Below are 19,233 nucleotides of genomic sequence, written 5' to 3'. Positions count from 1 at the left end.
CCGTAGCGGGGGCCGTGGACAGGTACGGGATAAAGTCGTCGCCACGGCACACGGAAGGCATGGCGAGTTGATCTACGGCGCAATGAAGTTCTCCATCGGAGGGTCCCTGAAGCTTGCCTTCCGACCCTGGGTCGAGGGATTGGAGAACATTCCGGCCGAGGGTCCCGCGATCCTGGCGAGCAACCACCTCTCCTTCTCCGACTCCTTCTTCCTCCCCGCCGTCCTCGACCGCAAGGTCACGTTCATCGCGAAGGCCGAGTACTTCACCTCTCCGGGGGTGAAGGGCAAGCTCACCGCCGCGTTCTTCAAGGGCGTCGGCCAGCTCCCGGTCGACCGTTCGGGCGCCCGCGGCGCCGGCGAGGCGGCGATCAAGGCCGGCATCGAGGTCGTCGAGAAGGGCGGGCTCTTCGGGATCTACCCCGAGGGCACCCGTTCGCCCGACGGCCGGCTGTACCGGGGCAAGCCCGGCGGTCTGGCCCGGGTGGCCCTGGCCACCGGCGCGCCCGTGATCCCGGTCGCGATGATCGACACGGAGAAGATCCAGCCGCCCGGCAAGGTCGTCCCCAAGCTGATGCGCCCGGGGATCCGGATCGGCAAGCCGCTGGACTTCACCCGCTACCAGGGCATGGAGGCGGACCGCTTCATCCTCCGCTCGGTGACCGACGAGGTCATGTACGAGATCATGAAGCTGTCCGGCCAGGAGTACGTCGACATCTACGCGACCGCCGCCAAGCGGCAGATCGCGGACGCGGAGAAGGCGGCGAAGGAGGCCGTCAAGGCCGAGATCGCGGCGCGGGAAGAGTCCGGGGCGTAAGCGGACCGGCGCGTGGCGGACCGGCGTGCAAGCAGACCGGCGCGCACATGCGGACCGGGCCAAGACACCCCCTAGGGGTGTCCGGGGGTGGTGGGGGAGATGGCCAAGCGCGAGCGTGTCGTGCGCATGTCGGTCGAGCAGCCGTTGTGGCGGGCGCTGACCGGCTACCGCGTCCTGACGATGATCTACGCGGTCCTGCTCTTCGCCTTCGGGCGGGAGCGGTACGAGCGGCCCTGGATCGCCGTCGTCTATCTGGCGGTGATGTGCGTCTGGACCCTCGCGACCCTCCCCAGGGTGGCGAACGCGGCCAGCTGCACCAAGCGCTTCCTCGGCGCCGACCTCACCGTCGCCCTCGTCGGCATCCTGCTCACCCCGCTCGCCGACGCCCACGCCCAGACGGTCGACGGCCCCACCCTGCCGTCGATATGGACCGCCGGCTCCGTCCTCGCGTTCGCGATCAAGGGCGGCTGGCGCTGGGCCGGAGTCGCCTCCTCCCTGGTCGCCGTCGCCAACATCGTCGAGCGCGGCGACCCCAGCCGGGACACCCTCCACAACGTGCTGCTCGTCTGGGTGGCCTCCATCGCCATCGGATACGTCGTCGAGGTGGCCCGCGCCTCCGAGCGCACCCTCGCCCGCGCCCTGGAGATCGAGGCCGCGACGCGGGAGCGCGAACGGCTCGCCCGGGACATCCACGACAGCGTCCTCCAGGTCCTCGCGATGGTGCAGCGGCGCGGCACGGCGCTGGGCGGCGAGGCCGCCGAGCTCGGCCGGATGGCGGGGGAGCAGGAAGTCGCGCTCCGTACGCTCGTCGCGGGCGGTCTCGCCCGGCCCAGCCTGGTCTCGGAGGACGAGTCGGAGGGGGCCGTGGTCCGGGTCGTCGAGGTGGACGACGAGCCCGACGAGGACACCCCCGTCGACCTGCGCCTCCTGCTCGCCCCGCGCGCCGGGGCCCGGGTCACCCTCTCCGAGCCGGGCGCGCCGGTGCTCCTGCCGCCGCCCGCCGCCCGGGAGCTGGCCGCCGCCGTCGGCGCCGCCCTGGACAATGTCCGGGTGCACGCGGGCGAGGAAGCCCAGGCCTGGATCCTGGTCGAGGACTGGACGGACGAGGTGATCGTCACCGTCCGGGACGACGGCCCCGGCATCCCGGAGGGCCGCCTCGCGCAGGCCGAGGGCGAGGGCCGGATGGGGGTCGCCCTCTCCATCCGGGGCAGACTGCGGGACCTGGGCGGATCGGCCGAGCTGATCTCGGTCCCGGGGCAGGGCACGGAAGTCGAGTTGACGGTTCCACGGGGGAAGGCAGGACAGGAAAGATGAGCGAGCAGCAGGCCGACCGGCAGCGGATCAGGGTGATGGTCGTCGACGACCACCCGATGTGGCGGGACGCGGTCGCCCGCGACCTCGCGGAGGCGGGCTTCGACGTGATCGCCACGGCGGGCGACGGCGAGCAGGCCGTGCGCCGGGCCACGGCGACCGGCCCCGACGTCCTCGTCCTGGACCTGAACCTGCCGGTCAAGCCGGGCGTCCAGGTCTGCAAGGAGCTCGTCGGCGCGCAGCCGGCGCTGCGGGTCCTCGTCCTCTCGGCGAGCGGCGAGCACGCCGACGTCCTGGAGGCGGTCAAGTCCGGTGCCACCGGCTACCTGCTCAAGTCGGCCAGTACGGCGGAGCTGATCGACGCCGTGCGGCGGACGGCCGTCGGCGACCCCGTCTTCACCCCCGGTCTCGCCGGTCTGGTCCTCGGCGAGTACCGCAGGCTCGCCTCCGAGCCCGCCCCGGCGGCCGGCGCCGACGAGCCGAAGGCCCCGCAGCTGACCGAGCGCGAGACGGAGGTCCTGCGGCTCGTCGCCAAGGGGCTCAGCTACAAGCAGATCGCCGAGCGCCTGGTGATCTCGCACCGCACGGTCCAGAACCACGTCCAGAACACGCTCGGCAAGCTCCAGCTCCACAACCGGGTGGAGCTCGTCCGGTACGCCATCGAGCGCGGGCTCGACGACGCCTGAGAAGTGCCCCGCGCCGGGCGCGGGGACCTGATGGGCCGTATATTCGCGAAGACCGCGCATATCCGGCCCATCACCGCTTCTAGGGGAAATCCGTGGAAATCCTGGCATTCGGCGTGCAGGCGGACGAGAAGCCTCTGATCGAGAAGGCGTTCGACGGGCACCACGACGTCCGCTGCCTGGAGGTGTTCCTCACCCCGGACACCGCGCCGATCGCAGCCGGCTACGAGATCATCTCCACCAGCGTCAACGCCATCCTCGACCACAGGGTCCTGCAGACCCTCGCCGCCGGCGGCACCCAGATGATCGCCCAGCGCTCCACGGGCTTCAACAACATCGACCTGGAGGTCGCCGAGCGCCTCGGCCTCACCGTCGCCCGGGTCTCGTACTACTCCCCGTACTCCGTCGCCGAGTTCGCCTGGACGCTCGCGATGGCCGTCAATCGCCGGATCGTCCGCGCCTCCAACCGGACCCGCGACTTCGACTTCCGCCTCGACGGACTGATGGGCCGTGACCTGAGGGGCCGTACCGTCGGCGTCCTCGGCACCGGCAAGATCGGCGAGGCCTTCACCCGGATCGCCGAGGGCTTCGGCATGAACCTGCTCGGCTGGGACGTCGCCGAGAACCCGGTCTGCCTCGCGCTGGGCATGGAGTACGTGGACAAGGAGCGGCTCTTCGCCGAGGCCGACCTCATCAGCCTGCACGTGCCGCTGCTCCCGTCCACCCATCACCTCATCGACGCCGACGCCCTCCGGGCGATGAAGGACGACGTGATCCTGGTGAACTCCAGCCGCGGCGGTCTCATCGACACCGAGGCCCTGGTCGCCGAGCTCAGGACGGGCCGCTTCACCGGTGTCGGCCTGGACGTGTACGAGGCGGAGGCCGGGCTCTTCTTCCTCGACAAGTCCCTGGAGATCGTCGAGGACGACACCCTGGCCCGCCTCGTCACCTTCCCGAACGTGGTGGTCACCTCCCACCAGGCGTACTACACGGTCGACGCCGTCGGCCAGATCATCGACACCACGGTCCGGAACGTCCTCGACTACACCGCCGGGCGGCGCAGCGAGAACGTCCTGGTACCCAGGGTCCAGACCGCCTAGACCAGCACTCCGGCGAGCAGCGAGGCCGTCAGCGCGGCCCCCTCCGTCGTCAGCACCGACTCGGGGTGGAACTGCACCCCCGCGAAGCCCGGTCCGCGCAGCGCGTGGACCTCGTTTGTCTCCGGGTCCCGGCTGACCTCGATCCGGTGCAGGGCGAGCTCCGTCGCCGCCCGGTCGTCGCAGCGGGCCGTGAAGCTGTTGTAGAAGCCGACCGTCTGCTCCTGCCCGAACAGGTCGATCCGCAACTGGGCCCCCTGGAACGGGGTCCGCTTGCGGACGATCTCCAGGCCCAGCTCCGCGGCGATCAGCTCGTGCCCCAGGCACACCCCGAGCAGCCCGTGCCGGTGGTCCCGCACCAGCTCCGCCGTCAGGCCGCGCAGGAAGCGCATCTTCGGGTCGGCGGCGTCCGCGGGGTCGCCAGGCCCGGGACCGAGCACCACCGGCCCCTCGTGGGCGAGGGCCAGTTCCCGCAGCCCCGGCTCGTCGTAGCGCAGGACGGACACCTCGAGGCCCGAGGAGCGCAGGACGTGCGCGAGCATCGCCGTGAACGTGTCCTCGGCGTCGATCACCAGCGCGTGCCCGGACAGCTCCGCCGACCTTCCCCAAGCTCTCAACTCCGTTCGAGCAGGGGAGACCCCAATCTGCATCGTCAGCCAGAACGGCGCCAGATCGGCCCGCCGCGCGTCCAGAGCGGCCCGTACGCGCGGATCGTCGGCCAGGCGCGCGGGCGCCGGAGCCGTCGCGTCCGCCGCCGGCCGGCCTTCCCGCACCCCGAGCGCGGTCAGCACGCCGGCCGCCTTGGCGTGGGTCTCGGCGACCTCGCCGGCGGGGTCGGAGTGCCGGACGAGGGTCGCCCCGACCGGCACCCGCAGCCTCCCGTCCGAGGAGATGTCCGCGGTACGGATCAGGATGGGCGAGTCCAGCGTCTGCGCCCCGTTCTCGTCCGTACCGAGCAGGGCGAGCGCCCCCGCGTAGTAGCCGCGCCCGCCGGCCTCGTGACGCTCGATCACCCGGCAGGCGTTCTGCACCGGAGACCCGGTCACGGTCGCCGCGAACATCGTCTCCCGCAGCACCTCCCGCACGTCCAGCGTGGAACGGCCCCGCAACTCGTACTCGGTGTGCGCGAGATGGGCCATCTCCTTCAGCCGCGGGCCGATCACGACCCCGCCCATGTCGCCCACCGTGCACATCATCTTCAGCTCCTCGTCCACCACCATGGAGAGCTCCTCGGTCTCCTTGCGGTCGGCGAGGAAGGCGAGCAGGTCCTCGGGGGTCGGCGCGGCGCCGGCCGGGTAGCGGTACGTGCCGCTGATCGGGTTCATCACGACCGTGCCGCCCGTCATCCGCACGTGCACCTCGGGGCTCGCCCCGACGAGCGTCCGGTCGCCGGTGTGCACGACGAACGTCCAGTACGCGCCCCGCTCGCCCGCGAGGAGCCGCCGGAACAGGGCGAGGGCGTCGGCCCGCCCGAAGCCCGGGATCTCGCCGGTGTAGGTGCGCCGGATGACGAAGTTCGCGCCCTCGCCCGAGCCGATCTCCTCGTCGATGACCCGGCGCACGGTCCCGGCGTACTCCTGGTCGGAGACGTCGAACCGGCCGCCCTCGACGGTCACGTCGTGCGCGGGCAGCTGTGCGAGCGCCTCCCCGAGCGGCATCTCGTACACCTCGTCCGCGACGAGCACGGAGAGCGGGGTGCCGTCGTCCCGCACGTCGAAGCCGCGCTCCCGGATCTGCCGGAAGGGCACGAGCGCGAGCGTCGGCAGCGGGCCCACGGGCAGCTCGGCGAGGCGCTCGGCCTCGTGGACCCGGCCGATCAGCACCTCGACGGTGTCGTGGTCACGGCCGGGGGTGCGCCTGCGCAGCAGGGCGAAGGGCGGGCAGGAGTCGTCCAGGAGACGGGAGAGGTCCATGGGGTGGGTCGGTTCCTTCCGGAGGGAGTACGGAGAGGAACGGCCCGGGTACGAGAAAAGGCCGCCCCTCGGGCGGCCTTCGCGTGTCAGTCGGTGTACGCGCGATCAGTGGGCCGCCGGATGAGCGGTCCACCACCAGTTCTGGATCTGCGGCGCGAACATGCGAGCACTGTAACCCAGCGGGAAGACGACGGGCCACGGAAACGGGGCCCGTTCCACACCGCGGACGGTGCGGAACGGGCCCCGGGGCCGTGCGGACCCGATCAGACGATCAGGTTGTAGATGCCCCAGCCGCCACCGACGCGGACGCGCGTGGCGTACGGGTTGGGGTAGCCGTTCGTGTTCTTGTAGAACCACAGGTCGCCGGCGGCGTCCCGGGCGATCAGGTCAGGCTTGCCGTCGAGGTCGAGGTCGCTCGGGCCGACCATGACGTTGTAGGTGTTCCAGCCGCCGCCGACCTGGCCACGGGTGGCGAACGGGTTCGGCGAGCCGCCCGTGTTCTTGTACAGCCACAGCACGCCGGTCTTGTCGCGGGCGATCAGGTCGGGCTTGCCGTCCCCGGTCATGTCACCGGTGCTGATCAGCTCGTTGTAGATGTTCCAGCCGCCGCCGACCCGGACGCGGGTCGCGAAGGGGTTCGGGGTGGCGCCCGTGTTCGTGTACAGCCACAGCACGCCGGTCTTGTCGCGGGCGATCAGGTCCGGCCGGCCGTCGGCGTTCATGTCGCGAGCGCCGAGGAGCTTGTCGTAGACGTTCCAGCCGGCGCCGACCCGAAGGCGGCTCGCGAACGGCGCGGAGGGGTTGCCGCTGCCCCGGTAGTACCAGAGCACGCCGTCCTTGTCCCGGGCGACGGCGTCACCGGTGCCGTCGGCACGGAACGCGGTCATCGGGGTGATCATGTTGTACGCGTCCCAGCCGGGGCCGACCCGGTACCGGTTCAGGAACGCGCCCTTGCCGGTGCCCTGGTACTGCCAGAGCACACCGGCGGCGTCACGGGCGAGGACGTTGTAGCGGTTGGTGGCGCTGACCGGGGCCTTGGTCGCGACCTCCTTGACGTCGGCGGCCTTCACCCACGCCAGGCGGTGGTTGTAGCGGATCGGGATGAAGACGTTGGTCTTGCCCGCGACCCGGGTGCCGTCGACGTTGAACGCGCTGGAGTAGTAGTCGCCCACCACGGCGTCACCGGCCTTGGTGTAGAGCTGGCCGGCCGGGAGGCTGTACTTCGTCAGCGACGCGTTGTTGCTGCTCTGGATCGGGACACCGGTTCCGGTGTACGCGGCGTCCTCGGGGTAGGCCCGACCGTAGACCGGGATCGACGTGGCGCCGTCCTTGGCGGTGATCGCCGTCTTCACACCCACGGGGGACGTGTACTGGCCGCCGGGGTTGTGGAACCAGGCCTTCTTGCCGCCGTACCAGATGGCGGTCCAGTTGGTCCGCGACTCGGCGACGACGTGGCTGCTGCCGGCCGTCACCTTGTTCGCCCAGTTGGAACCGTACTGCCAGCCCGCCGAGAAGTACGGGTCGGTCAGCGCCTTGGTCTGGTCGGCCACGGGCTCCGAGTAGAGGTAGCCGAAGTTGACCGGCAGCGCGACGGTGGTCTTCGTGACGTACTGGTCGCCGACCTTCTCGGTGTACTTCATCTGCTGCTGGTTCGCCGAGGTGAACGGCGGGACGATCTTGACGAGCTGGCCGGCCTGGAGGAGGCCGCCCGCGCCACCGGCGCCGGTGGGGGCGCCGACCAGGGACATGAAGTGGTTCCAGTCCCAGAACGGGCCCGCGTCCCAGTGGTCCTGGATCTTGCCGTCCAGCACACTCGGCACTTCGTCGTGGCCGATGATGTGCTCGCGGTCCAGCGGGATGGAGAACTTCGCGGCAAGGTACTTCACGAGAGCAGCGGAGGACTCGTACTCCGGCTCGGTGTACCAGCCGGCGTCGCCCTTGATGGCGTAGCCCTCGTGCTCGACGCCGACCGAGTGCATGTTCACGGTCTTGTTGCCCGCGTGGAATGCCTCGTTCTTGGTCTCGACCATCTGCGTCACACGACCGTCGGCACGCACGATGTAGTGGGCGCTGGCCCACTTCTCGGGGTTCTTGAAGACGCTCACGGCGCCGTCGTGGGTGCCCTCGACGTCATGGATGACGATCTGGCGGATGTCGAAGCCACCGGTGCCGTTCGGAACGCGGCTCGCGATGTTGTAGTTGCCCTTGTCCTGCACGTAGGCGGCCGGGTCGAAGGAGCAGGCCAGACCGGTCGGGCACTCGGGCGTGGTCGCCGTCGTGGCGGTGGACGTCGCGGCCAGCGGGACGTTCGCCGGCTTCACCGGCTCGACCGTCGGGTCGGCCGGGAGGACGATCTGCTCGCCGTCCGAGGTGATCTCGACCTCGCCCGTCTTGATCGACTCGAAGACGCGCTTCGCGAACTGATCGGCGCCCTTGCGGTCCTCCGACTGGCTGTAGCGGGCCACGGCCGGGTACCAGGCACCCGGGTCGTCGGACAGCTCGGCGCCGGCCTGCTTCTGGTAGTCGGCGAGAAGCGCCGCACCGGCTCGGATGGAAGCGGCCGTGTCGTTCTGGACGGCGTCGGTCGAGCCGTCGATCAGCTCCGCGGCCTTGTCCAGGGTGTGCAGCTTCGGGTCGTCGGTGTCGACCGTCGCCTGGGGAACGGGCTCCAGCGACTTCTTCTTGTCGATCTTCTTGTCGATCGACGGGTCGCCGGTGCCGTTCACGAGGTGGTGGAGGAGGTCCTCGCCCGCGTCGTCCGCGATGTCCTCCGGGTCGACCTTCGTCAGACCCATCACGTTGTACGCGCCGGTCGTGCTCGGCTGCCCGTCGTGCGACTCCCAGCGCGTCTGGCGGTACGACACCGCCATCAGCACGCTCTGCGGCACATCGAACTCGCGCGCGGCGTTTGCGAACTGCGACTGGAGGGAAACGTCTCCAGCAGGCGTCTTGGCGTCGCCCGTCGCGCCGAGAAGGCTCGGCGAGGCGACCGCGATGGTGCCGATCGTGGCGGTGGCGACGACCGCTGCCGCCGCTCCGTACATGAGTCGTTTCTTCTTGCGGTCCCTGCGGTGCCCCTGGGTCACGCCCACCCCTGTGATTCGACTGTCAACATGTGAAACGGGCCAGAGGGTAACACCACCCGAAGGCATGAAGATCGTCGACGGACATTTCGGGCACGCGTCTCAGCCACTGGGCAGGGGGCCGAGATCGGGCGAAGGACCCCGTAATGTTGTGCGCGTGACCGTGAACGCTGATACCCACGCCGTCGCCAAGGCGACCTGGCGAGACCTGCCCGCGGCGCAGCAGCCCGAGTACCCCGATGCCGAGGCTCTGCGCGATGTGATCGCGGACCTCGAGTCGTATCCTCCGCTCGTCTTCGCCGGCGAGTGTGACCAGCTGCGCGCCCGGATGGGAGCCGTCGCCCGTGGCGAGGCGTTCCTGCTCCAGGGCGGCGACTGCGCCGAGGCTTTCGACGCCGTGTCCGCCGACCACATCAGGGCCAAGCTCAAGACGCTGCTCCAGATGAGCGCCGTCCTCACCTACGCGGCCTCCGTGCCCGTGGTGAAGGTCGGCCGTATCGCCGGCCAGTACTCGAAGCCCCGCTCCAAGGGCACCGAGACCCGTGACGGCGTGACCCTGCCGACGTACCGGGGCGACTCGGTCAACGGCTTCGACTTCAACGAGAAGTCCCGCGTCCCGGACCCCGAGCGCCTGAAGCGGATGTACAACGCCTCCGCCTCCACGCTCAACCTGGTGCGCGCCTTCACGACCGGCGGCTACGCCGACCTGCGCCAGGTGCACGCCTGGAACCAGGACTTCGTGAAGTCGTCCCCCTCGGGCCAGCGCTACGAGCAGCTGGCGCGGGAGATCGACAACGCGCTGAACTTCATGAAGGCCTGTGGCACCGACCCGGCCGAGTTCAAGGCCGTCGAGTTCTACGCCTCCCACGAGGCGCTGCTGCTCGACTACGAGGGCGCCCTGACCCGGACGGACTCGCGCACCGGCAGGCTGTACGACACCTCCGGCCACATGGTCTGGATCGGTGAGCGCACCCGCCAGCTCGACCACGCCCACATCGAGTTCGCCTCGCGGATCGCGAACCCGATCGGCATCAAGCTGGGCCCGACCACCTCGGTGGACGAGGCACTGACGTACATCGACCGGCTCGACCCGGAGCGCGAGGCGGGCCGGCTGACCTTCATCGTCCGCATGGGCGCCGACAAGGTCCGCGACAAGCTCCCCGAGCTCGTCGAGAAGGTCACCGCCTCGGGCGCGGTCGTCGCCTGGGTCACCGACCCGATGCACGGCAACACCTTCGAGGCCGCCTCCGGCCACAAGACGCGCCGTTTCGACGACGTGCTCGACGAGGTCAAGGGCTTCTTCGAGGTCCACAAGGCCCTCGGCACCCACCCGGGCGGCATCCACGTCGAGCTCACCGGTGACGACGTCACCGAGTGCGTGGGCGGCGGCGACGAGATCTTCGTCGACGACCTGCACCAGCGCTACGAGACGGCCTGCGACCCGCGTCTCAACCGCAGCCAGTCGCTCGACCTGGCGTTCCTCGTCGCGGAGATGTACCGCGACCAGTGACGTGATCAGTCGGTAGGTACCTACGACGATGGGGCGCGGATCCATGTGATCCGCGCCCCATCGTCGTATCCAGGGCTTTTGAGGCTCAGGCCCGCCGGGTAAGGTTAGGTTAGCCTTATTGATCTCGGTGGGAGGTGAACCGCGTGTACGTCTGCTCATGCTTCGGTGTCACGGAGAAGCAGGTCAAGCAGCACGCGGACGCGGGCGCCTGCACGCCGCGCCAGATCGCCTCCGCCTGCAAGGCCGGAACGGACTGCGGATCCTGCGTCCGCCGCATCCAGGCCATCCTCGGGCGCGGCAACTGCCCCCGCCGCGACCTCGTCGACCAGGGCATGCCGGCCCTGACGGCCGAGACCGCCACGGAGCTCCGCGAAGCCGCCTAGAGCCGTACGGCCTGTCCTAGCTCGGCTGCTCGATCAGGGTCGAGATGTAGAGGGCCTCGCCCAGGGACTCGATCAGCTCCAGCTGCGTGTCCAGGTAGTCGATGTGGTGCTCCTCGTCGGCGAGGATCTCCTCGAAGAGGTTGGCGGACGTGATGTCCCCCTTGGCGCGCATGACCTCGATCCCGCGCTTGAGGCGGTCGATCGCCTCCACCTCCACCTGGCGGTCCGCCTGGAACATCTCGGTGATCGTCTGGCCGACCCGGACATGGAAGAGCCGCTGGTAGTTCGGCAGACCGTCGAGCATCAGGATGCGCTCGGTGATCTTGTCCGCGTGCTTCATCTCATCGATGGACTCTTCGCGGGTGTACTTGGCGAGCTTCGTCCACCCCTTGTTGTCCTGGATGCGGTAGTGCAGCCAGTACTGGTTGATGGCCGTCAGCTCGCCGGTCAGCTGCTCGTTGAGAAACTCGAGGACCTCGGGGTCGCCCTGCATCGCAGAGGCTCCTTCCACTTCCACGTTGCGTGTCTGTGCCGTCACTGGGCAGGATGGCCGCATCCTCGCACCCCGAATGGGGGGCGTCCAGTAAGTGCAGGCTTAGTGGGAGTTGCCCGAATCCTGGACGGGTGCGAGGTTGGCTGGTCATGACCACCCCTCGCCGTCTGTCACCATGGATGACATGGGTCAGCCGGAGAGCGGAGAACGCCGGGAAGGGGAAGCGGGGGAGCCGGATCGTTCGCCGGAGCTCCCGCCGGGTCAGCGGCTGCAGCGCGGCTGGCCGGTCACCCACTACGGGCCCGTCCCCAAGTTCAAGCCGGAGCGCTGGGAGTTCCGCGTCTTCGGCGCGACGGCGGACGGCGACAAGCGGTGCTGGAACCACGAGGAGTTCTCGGCCCTGCCGTTCTCCACGGTCATGGCCGATCTGCACTGCGTGACGAAATTCAGCATGCTCGGGGCCGAATGGGGTGGGGTGCCCGCCCGGACCATCCTCGACCTGGCTCCGCCCGCGCCGCAGGTCACGCATGTGATGGTCTGGGCCGAGTACGGCTACAGCGCCAACATGCGGCTCTCCGACTTCGCCGCCGACCGCACGATCTTCGCCACCCACAAGGGCGGCGAGCTGCTCACCGCCGAGCACGGCTTCCCGCTGCGGCTCGTCGTCCCCCATCTGTACGCCTGGAAGGGGCCCAAGTGGGTCCGGGGTGTGGAGTACATGGCCGCCGACCGCCGGGGCTTCTGGGAGGAGCGCGGCTACCACAACCTCGGTGACCCGTGGACGGAGCAGCGGTACTCGTACCAGGAGGAACCGGGCGACGGCCCGGAGCTGTAGCGCTCCGGACCGTCGGCGGGTGTGGCTGATTCCGTTCGGTCAGTGGTGGTACTGGTGGACCACCGCGTGGCCCTTGCCGCGGCCGATCATCCACTTGTTCACCGGCGTGGTGATCACGAACGCGGCGGCGAGTGCGATGGCGAGCACGATCCAGAAGAACGGCTCGTCGAGGTGCGCGTCCATGGCGCCCGGCCAGAGGGCGATGATGCCGTTGTCGATGATCTCCATGACGGCGATCGAGAGGGTGTCGGCGGCGAGCGCGACCTTGAAGGCCGTTTTGAAGTCGACGCCCGCGGCGAGGATGGAGCGCAGGGTCAGCGCGTAGCCGAAGAAGAAGGCCAGGACGATCGCGAGGATCATCGTCTGGACGTTGCCCCAGCCGAGCGCCGTGCCGATGACCATGCCGAGCACCTCGCCGATGGCGCAGCCGGTGAGGCAGTGCAGCGTGGCCTTGGCGGCCATGGACCAGGAGACCTTGCCGTGAAGCTGGTGATGGCCCTGGTGTTCCTGGTGGCCTTGGTGCCCCTGGTGCTCGTGCCCGCTGTGGTCCTCGTGGGCACTGTGGTCGTGATGAGCGTGCGCGTCGTGCTGCATGGGTGCCCCCCAGAGTTGGGTAGCGGTTCCTGCCGTTGCAAGAACCGTATACCCCCCTGGGGTATTCCTCAACTGCGTAGCTTCTTCAGGAGCTCCACGTCGGCCACGTGTCCCTGCGTGCCGCCCGGGGTCTCGATGATCAGTGGTACCCCGTCCGTCGCCGGGTGGCGCAGGAGCGCGCGGAAGGCGTCCTGGCCGATGTGACCGGCGCCGATGTTGGCGTGGCGGTCCTTGTGGGCGCCCACGCCCTCCTTCGAGTCGTTGGCGTGGATCAGCTTCAGCCGGCCCTCGCCGACGGTCGCCACCAGCTCGTCGAGCGTCCGTACCGCGCCGCCCGGCTCCGCGAGGTCGTGGCCCGCCGCGAAGATGTGGCAGGTGTCGAGGCAGATGCCGAGCCTCGGGTGGTGGTCGAGGGCGTCGAAGTACGGGCCGAAGTCCTCCGCGCGCGAGCAGAGCGAGAAGCCCTGGCCGGCCGTCGACTCCAGGAGCAGGTACGGATCGTCCGCGTGCGTCAGCTCGTCGAGGAGCGGCAGCATCCGCTCCCGTACCTGCGCGAGGGCCACCTCGCGCGGGCGGCCCTGGGTCGCCGAGCCGGTGTGCACCACGACGCCCTTCGCGCCGATCTCGCGGCCCCGGCGCAGCGAGTGCCGCAGCGACTCGACCGACTTCTCCACGGTGGCCTCGGTGTGGGAGCCGAAGTTGATCAGGTACGGGGCGTGGACCCATGCCGAGATCGACTCGGCCTCGCACTCCGCCCGGAACCGCTCGTCCTGGGCGGGATTGCCGACCGGGGTGGCCCAGCCGCGCGGGTTGGCGACGAAGACCTGGACGGTCTCGGCGCCGAGCACGCGGGCGTAGGCGAGGCCGGTCGTGGCGAGGCCACCGGCCACGGGGACGTGGCCGCCGACGGGGTTGCGCATGAGTCTCTAGAGTCCCTTGATCGTGATGGTGACGGTGGAGCCCTCGGGGGCGGTGGAGCCGCCCTCCACCGACTGGCTCGCGACCTTGTCGCCGAGGAAGGGGAAGGACTTCTTGACCTCGACCTCGAAGCCCGCATCCTCGAGCGTCGTACGGGCGTCGTCGGTGGACTCGCCCGTGACGTCCGGGACCTCGACCAGCTTCGGTCCCTTGGAGACGGTGAGGGTGATGGTGTCGCCCTCGGCGGCCCGGCTGCCCTCGGCGAGGGACTGGGCGGCGACCGTGCCGGCGTCCGCCGGGGAGTGGATCCGCTCCGGCGCGACCCGCACGGTGAGGCCGGCCTCCTGGAGCGTGGCCGTGGCGTCGGCGACGGTCTCGGCGGTGACGTCGGGCACGTCGATCGGGGAGCCCTTGCTGACCACCAGGGCGACGGCCGAGTCGGGGCGGCGTTCGGTGCCGGGCTCGGGGTCGGAGCCGATCACGGAGCCCTGGGCGACGGAGTCGCTGAACTCCTGGGTGATCACCCCGGGGGCCAGCCCCTCCTTCTTGAGCAGGCGCTTGGCCTCCGGGAGCGGCTTGTTCCTGAGGTTGGGCACCTTCACGATCTCGGGGCCGCGGGAGAGCGTGAGGACGACCGTGGCGTTGCCCCGGACGCGCTCGCCGGGAGCGGGGTCGACGGCCATGACCGTGCCGCGCTCGTACACCTCGCTGAAGGCACGTTTCGTCGTGCCGACGTCCAGGCCGGCGTCCTTGAGTCGCTGGGCCGCGGTGGCCTCGGGCTGGCCGAGGACGGCCGGGACGCGGGTGAACTGGCCGGAATTGATGTACCAGACACCGGAGCCGAGACCGAGCGCGAGCAGGACGCCGAGGACGATCATCAGCGGGCCGCGGGGGGCTCGGGGCGTGCGCCTGCGGCCGGTGCCGGCCGGGGGCTCAGGGGCCGGGAGCCGGTTCGTGTGCTGCACCTGCCGGATGTCGTCCCCGGCCGGTGCGACGCGGGCGATCACGCTCGTCCGGTCCTCGGCGGTGTCCCGGGCCTCGGAGCGCGCCTGCGGCGGCTCGGCGTCCAGCTGCGCGTCGTCGAGGGCGGCGCGGGCCTCCCGGAGCAGGGCGAGCAGCGCGACGGCGTCGTGCGGGCGGAGCTCGGCGTTGCGGGCGGTGGCGGCCGAGACCAGCTCGTCCAGCTCGAAGGCGAGGCCGGGGACGGTGACCGAGGGAGCGGGCACGTCCGTGTGGAGGTGCTGGTAGAGGACCTGGGCGGGGGTGTCGCCGGCGTGGGGCTTGCCGCCGGTCAGCATCTCGTACAGCACGACACCGCACGCGTACACGTCGGCGCGGGTGTCGGCCGTGCCGTGCTCGATCTGCTCCGGCGCGAGGTACGAGACCGTGCCGAGGACCGAGCCGGTGGTGGCGGTCGCCGAGCCCACGGCCCGTACGAGACCGAAGTCGGCCACCTTGACCCGGCCGTCGTCCCCTATCAGGACGTTCTCCGGCTTCATGTCCCGGTGGACGAACCCGGCCCGGTGCGCGGCGCCCAGCGCGGCGAGGACGGGCTCCAGGATGTCGAGGGCGGCGCGGGGCGCGAGGGCGCCCCGCTCGCGCAGGACGTCGCGGAGGGTGCAGCCGGCGACGTACTCCATCGCCAGATAGACGTACGCGCCCTCGGCGCCCTGGTCGAAGACGCCGACGACGTTCGGGTGGGCGAGCCGGGCGACGGACTTCGCCTCGCGGATGAAACGCTCGACGAAGGCGGCGTCCGTCGCGAGGGCGGGGTGCATCACCTTGAGCGCGAGGACGCGGTCGAGGCGGGTGTCGACGGCCCGGTAGACCGTGGCCATCCCGCCGACGGCGATGCGCGCGTCGACGCGGTAGCGGCCGTCGAGCAGCCGCCCGACGAGGGGGTCCTGAAGGGTCGTGTCCACGGCGTCGAGTCTACGAGCCGTGGACACGGCCCCCGTGCGGCTGCCCCTGTACTGCAGCGCAGCTGTGACGAGCGCCGCAGCTCGCTCTCTAGAACGCCGGGCGTTCCGGGTCCAGGTGGGGGCGGCCCTCCACGGGGGACGAGGCCTCCGCGAAGTGGCGGCGGGGGATGCGGCCCGCCCGGTGCGCGAGTCGGCCCGCCTCCACCGCGTGCCGCATCGCCGAGGCCATCAGGACCGGCTCCTGCGCCCGCGTCACCGCCGAGGCCAGCATCACCGCCGCGCACCCCAGCTCCATCGCGAGCGCCGCGTCCGAGGCGGTGCCCGCCCCTGCGTCCAGGATCACCGGCACCCCCGCCCGCTCCGCGATCAGCTGGAAGTTGTGCGGGTTGCGGATGCCGAGTCCCGAGCCGATGGGGGAGCCGAGCGGCATGATCGCCGCGCACCCCACGTCCTCCAGCTTCCGCGCGAGGACCGGGTCGTCGTTCGTGTAGGGGAGGACGGTGAAGCCGTCGTCGACCAGCACCTCGGCCGCCACGAGGAGCTCCTCCCCGTCCGGCAGCAGCGTCCGCTCGTCGGCGACGACCTCCAGCTTGATCCAGTCGGTGCCGAGCGCCTCCCGGGCGAGCCGGGCGGTCAGGACCGCCTCGCCCGCCGTGAAGCAGCCCGCCGTGTTGGGCAGGACGCGGATGCCGAGCCGCTCCAGGACGGAGAGGACCGAGCCCTGGACCGTCGGGTCGAGGCGCCGCATCGCGACGGTGGTCAGCTCGGTGCCGCTGGCGACCAGCGAGCGCTCCAGGACGTCGAGGCTCGGCGCGCCGCCGGTGCCCATGATCAGGCGCGAGGAGAACTCCGTACCGCCGAGGACGAACACGTCGTCGGACATCGCGCTCAGCCTCCCTGCACCGCGGTCAGGACCTCCACGCGGTCGCCCTCGCCGAGCAGCGTGGCCGCCCACGCGCTGCGCGGGACGACGGCCTCGTTCACGGCCGCCGCCACCCCGGAGGGGGCCGTGCTCAGGGTCGCGACGAGGGCGTCGAGGGAGACGGGGCCGGTGAGCTCTCGGGGTTCTCCGTTCACGGACACGTTCACGGGCACGTTCATGCGGGTTGCTCCAGACGTACAGGGGAGAAGCGGCGGGGGGTGAAGGCGCGGGCCTCGGCGGGGAGGACGCCCGTGGTGAGCACCTCCGCCATGACGTCGCCGGTGACGGGGGTGAGCAGCACCCCGTTGCGGTAGTGGCCGGTGGCCAGGTGCAGGCCGGGCAGGGCGCTGGGGCCGAGCAGCGGCGCGTTGTCCGGGGACGCGGGGCGCAGTCCGGCCAGCGTCTCGGTGAGCGGCAGCTCGGTGATGCCGGGGACGAGCTCGTGGGCGTCGCGCAGCAGCTCGTACATCCCGCCCGCGGTCACCGTGGTGTCCCAGCCGAGCTCCTCGCTGGTGGCACCGACGACGAGCTCGCCGTTCGCGCGCGGCACGAGGTAGACGTGGCTGCCGCGGACGACGGCCCGGACGGTACGGGAGAGGAAGGGGGCGTACGGGGCGGGCACGCGCAGCCGCAGGACCTGGCCCTTCACGGGGCGGACCGGCGGCAGCACCTCGTCCGGCACGCCCGCGAGCCGCCCGCTCAGGCTGCCCGCGGCCAGGACGACCTGGCCGGCGGTCAGCTCCTCGCCGTCGGCGAGGAGGACCCCGCGGGCCCGGTCGCGGACGACCGTCAGGCGCTCCGCGAGGGCGCGGTGGAAGACCACCCCGGCCCGCTCGCAGGCGACGAGGAGCGCGGCGGCCAGCCGGCGCGGGTCGACCTGGTGGTCGCCGTCCACGCGCAGCCCGCCGCGCACCCCGGGGGCGAGCATCGGTTCGAGACGGCGGCAGTCGCGCCCGCTCAGCCACTCCGAGGTGAGGCCGCAGCGGGTCTGGAGGGCGTGGAGTTCGCGCAGATGGGCCCGGTCGTCGGCGTCGAGGGCGACGGCGAGCGTTCCGCAGGCGCGGTAGCCCACGTCGTGGCCGGTGGATTCCTCCAGGTCGGCGACGAACGCGGGATAGCGCGCGGCGGAGGCGAGGTTGAGCCCGAGCAGGGTCTCCTCGCCGTAGTGGAGTTCGGTGACGGCGGCGAGCATGCCGGCCGCGACCCGCGCGGCGCCGCCGCCCGGATCCGGGTCGACCACGGCGGTGCGCAGCCCGCGCCGCGCGGCCCGCCAGGCCGTGACCAGGCCGATGATGCCGCCCCCGACCACGAGGACATCGGAAGAACGCATGGGCGTCCAGCCCCTCCCTTCGCCGGCATGACCCGGATCAGGTTCGTACGGTCGGAGGCCGCCCAGCCTCCCTCTCAGCCCGGTGCGTCCGGGCTCCCGCGAGTGCTTTACGCCCGCCAGACTAGCCGCAGCCCCGGTGCGGTCCCAGGCCCCTCCCCGAACCCCTGCCTTCCTGACGGACCGTCAGATGCGTAAGGTGGTCGGGTGAGCGAGCAGAAGAAGGCCCAGCAGCAGGTCGTGATCGTCGGAGCCGGGATGGCGGGTGTGCAGACCGCCGTCGCCCTGCGCGAACAGGGCTTCACCGGCCCCGTGATCCTCATCGGGGCCGAGCCCCACCAGCCCTACGACCGGCCCCCGCTCTCCAAGGCGATCCTCCTCGGCAAGGCCGAGGACTCCGCCTTCGACGTCGACTTCGAGGCGCTCGACATCGAACTCCGCCTCGGCCTCGACGTCACCGGGCTGCGCGCCGCCGACCACGAGCTCGACACCGAGGCCGGGCCCGTCCCGTACGACGTCCTCGTCGTCGCCACCGGCGCCCACCCCGTCACCCTGCCCGGAGCCGAGGGCGTCCCCGGGGTCCACCTGCTGCGCACCCTCGACGACGCCGTACGCCTCGGCCCCGTCCTGGAGCGCCGCCACGCCGTCGTGGTCGTCGGCGCGGGCTGGATCGGCGCAGAGTTCGCCACCGCCGCGCGCGAGGCCGGCTGCGCCGTCACCGTCGTCGAGGCGGCCGACCGCCCCCTCGCCGGCGCCCTGCCCGCCGAGGTCGCCGCCCCCATGGCCGACTGGTACGGGGCGAACGGCGCCGAACTCCTCACCCACGCGCGCGTGGACACGGTCGAACCCGGCCGGGTCGTCCTCGCCGACGGCCGCGAGCTGCCCGCCGACGCCGTCGTCGTCGGCATCGGCGCCCGCCCCGCCACCGGCTGGCTCGCCGGCTCCGGCATCGCCCTCGACGCGAGCGGCGCCGTCACGGCCGACGAGCGGCTGCGCACCTCCCTGCCCGACGTGTACGCCGTCGGCGACTGCGCCTCCTACCCCTCCGCCCGCTACGGCCGGCGCCTCCTCGTGCACCACTGGGACAACGCGCTCCAGGGCCCGCGCACGGTCGCCGCGACGATCACCGGCGCCGACACCGGCCCGTACGACCCGGTGCCGTACTTCTGGTCCGAGCAGTTCGGCCGGTTCGTCCAGTACGCCGGGCACCACGCGGACGCCGACGAGCTCCTCTGGCGCGGCGACCCGGCGGACGACACCTGGTCGGTGCTCTGGCTGCGCGCCGGGGTCCCGGTGGCCCTCCTCGCCGTCGGCCGCCCCCGCGACCTGGCCCAGGGCCGCAAGCTCATCGAGGCGGCCACCCCCGTCGATCCGGAACGCGCCGCCGACCCGTCCGTCCCCCTGAAGGCGGCAGTCAGGTAGGGCCCG

Annotated in this window: 18 protein-coding genes and 1 riboswitch; of the genes, 8 read left to right on the top strand and 10 right to left on the bottom strand. The window is 71.3% G+C overall.

Features of this window, described 5'->3' with window-relative positions; translation table 11 throughout:
• Positions 1 to 82: 82 nt before the first annotated feature.
• From ACIBG6_RS25365 to ACIBG6_RS25350, 4 genes are all read left to right on the top strand, one after another.
• Positions 83 to 814, top strand: a complete 732-nt coding sequence (locus ACIBG6_RS25365; protein WP_399224853.1) for a lysophospholipid acyltransferase family protein — start codon at positions 83 to 85, stop codon at positions 812 to 814.
• Positions 815 to 913: 99 nt separating this feature from the next.
• Complete coding sequence (gene macS / locus ACIBG6_RS25360; protein WP_399224852.1) at positions 914 to 2,128, top strand: MacS family sensor histidine kinase; 1,215 nt, start codon at positions 914 to 916, stop codon at positions 2,126 to 2,128.
• On the top strand, positions 2,125 to 2,811 hold the full coding sequence (locus tag ACIBG6_RS25355; RefSeq protein ID WP_399224851.1) for a response regulator: 687 nt from the start codon (positions 2,125 to 2,127) through the stop codon (positions 2,809 to 2,811). The genes macS and ACIBG6_RS25355 overlap by 4 nt, the downstream gene beginning before the upstream one ends.
• A 92-nt stretch (positions 2,812 to 2,903) precedes the next feature.
• Positions 2,904 to 3,908, top strand: a complete 1,005-nt coding sequence (locus tag ACIBG6_RS25350) for a 2-hydroxyacid dehydrogenase (protein ID WP_399224850.1) — start codon at positions 2,904 to 2,906, stop codon at positions 3,906 to 3,908.
• Here the strand turns inward: ACIBG6_RS25350 and ACIBG6_RS25345 are convergent.
• The 3 genes from ACIBG6_RS25345 to ACIBG6_RS25335 form a co-directional block, all read right to left on the bottom strand.
• The gene (locus ACIBG6_RS25345) at positions 3,905 to 5,818 is read right to left on the bottom strand and encodes an anthranilate synthase family protein (protein WP_399224849.1); all 1,914 of its coding nucleotides are present in this window, start codon (positions 5,816 to 5,818) and stop codon (positions 3,905 to 3,907) included. The two genes, ACIBG6_RS25350 and ACIBG6_RS25345, sit on opposite strands and share 4 nt — an antisense overlap.
• A 105-nt stretch (positions 5,819 to 5,923) precedes the next feature.
• On the bottom strand, positions 5,924 to 5,980 hold the full coding sequence (locus tag ACIBG6_RS25340; RefSeq protein ID WP_071892416.1) for a trp operon leader peptide: 57 nt from the start codon (positions 5,978 to 5,980) through the stop codon (positions 5,924 to 5,926).
• Positions 5,981 to 6,081: 101 nt separating this feature from the next.
• Complete coding sequence (locus tag ACIBG6_RS25335; RefSeq protein WP_399224848.1) at positions 6,082 to 8,904, bottom strand: N-acetylmuramoyl-L-alanine amidase; 2,823 nt, start codon at positions 8,902 to 8,904, stop codon at positions 6,082 to 6,084.
• Between the two features lie 160 nt (positions 8,905 to 9,064).
• On the opposite strand from ACIBG6_RS25335, the gene ACIBG6_RS25330 reads away from it, so the two are divergent.
• Together ACIBG6_RS25330 and ACIBG6_RS25325 are read left to right on the top strand one after the other, a co-directional pair.
• Positions 9,065 to 10,411, top strand: coding sequence for a class II 3-deoxy-7-phosphoheptulonate synthase (locus tag ACIBG6_RS25330; RefSeq protein WP_399225035.1), 1,347 nt, complete (start codon positions 9,065 to 9,067; stop codon positions 10,409 to 10,411).
• Between the two features lie 134 nt (positions 10,412 to 10,545).
• Positions 10,546 to 10,794 (top strand): bacterioferritin-associated ferredoxin, encoded by a 249-nt coding sequence (locus ACIBG6_RS25325; RefSeq protein ID WP_399224847.1) that lies wholly within the window; start codon positions 10,546 to 10,548, stop codon positions 10,792 to 10,794.
• Positions 10,795 to 10,810: 16 nt separating this feature from the next.
• On the opposite strand, the gene bfr is transcribed toward ACIBG6_RS25325, so the two are convergent.
• Positions 10,811 to 11,287 (bottom strand): bacterioferritin, encoded by a 477-nt coding sequence (gene bfr / locus ACIBG6_RS25320; protein WP_024755581.1) that lies wholly within the window; start codon positions 11,285 to 11,287, stop codon positions 10,811 to 10,813.
• Positions 11,288 to 11,471: 184 nt separating this feature from the next.
• On the opposite strand from bfr, the gene ACIBG6_RS25315 reads away from it, so the two are divergent.
• Positions 11,472 to 12,122, top strand: a complete 651-nt coding sequence (locus ACIBG6_RS25315) for a sulfite oxidase-like oxidoreductase (RefSeq protein ID WP_399224846.1) — start codon at positions 11,472 to 11,474, stop codon at positions 12,120 to 12,122.
• Between the two features lie 39 nt (positions 12,123 to 12,161).
• On the opposite strand, the gene ACIBG6_RS25310 is transcribed toward ACIBG6_RS25315, so the two are convergent.
• The 6 genes from ACIBG6_RS25310 to thiO form a co-directional block, all read right to left on the bottom strand.
• Entirely contained in the window at positions 12,162 to 12,716 is a 555-nt protein-coding gene (locus ACIBG6_RS25310) for a DUF4396 domain-containing protein (protein ID WP_399224845.1), read from the bottom strand.
• A 68-nt stretch (positions 12,717 to 12,784) separates the two neighbouring features.
• Entirely contained in the window at positions 12,785 to 13,636 is an 852-nt protein-coding gene (locus ACIBG6_RS25305) for a deoxyribonuclease IV (RefSeq protein ID WP_399224844.1), read from the bottom strand.
• Between the two features lie 6 nt (positions 13,637 to 13,642).
• On the bottom strand, positions 13,643 to 15,556 hold the full coding sequence (pknB, locus tag ACIBG6_RS25300; protein ID WP_399224843.1) for a Stk1 family PASTA domain-containing Ser/Thr kinase: 1,914 nt from the start codon (positions 15,554 to 15,556) through the stop codon (positions 13,643 to 13,645).
• An 88-nt stretch (positions 15,557 to 15,644) separates the two neighbouring features.
• Positions 15,645 to 16,439: a thiazole synthase gene (locus ACIBG6_RS25295; protein WP_399224842.1), complete on the bottom strand. Its 795-nt coding sequence runs from the start codon at positions 16,437 to 16,439 to the stop codon at positions 15,645 to 15,647.
• Positions 16,440 to 16,444: 5 nt separating this feature from the next.
• Positions 16,445 to 16,657: a sulfur carrier protein ThiS gene (gene thiS, locus ACIBG6_RS25290; protein ID WP_399224841.1), complete on the bottom strand. Its 213-nt coding sequence runs from the start codon at positions 16,655 to 16,657 to the stop codon at positions 16,445 to 16,447.
• Entirely contained in the window at positions 16,654 to 17,808 is a 1,155-nt protein-coding gene (gene thiO, locus ACIBG6_RS25285; RefSeq protein ID WP_399224840.1) for a glycine oxidase ThiO, read from the bottom strand. Before thiO ends, thiS begins: the two co-directional genes overlap by 4 nt.
• A riboswitch (TPP riboswitch) is annotated at positions 17,806 to 17,918 on the bottom strand. (Overlaps the previous gene by 3 nt.)
• A gap of 145 nt (positions 17,919 to 18,063) precedes the next feature.
• Here thiO and ACIBG6_RS25280 point away from each other — a divergent pair.
• Positions 18,064 to 19,227 (top strand): NAD(P)/FAD-dependent oxidoreductase, encoded by a 1,164-nt coding sequence (locus ACIBG6_RS25280; RefSeq protein ID WP_399225034.1) that lies wholly within the window; start codon positions 18,064 to 18,066, stop codon positions 19,225 to 19,227.
• The last annotated feature ends 6 nt before the right edge of the window (positions 19,228 to 19,233 follow it).

The sequence above is a fragment of the Streptomyces sp. NPDC050842 genome, assembly GCF_044456565.1.
GTDB lineage: Bacteria > Actinomycetota > Actinomycetes > Streptomycetales > Streptomycetaceae > Streptomyces.
Note: the sequence above shows the minus strand (reverse complement) of the source record. Positions and strands in the feature narration are given on the sequence as shown.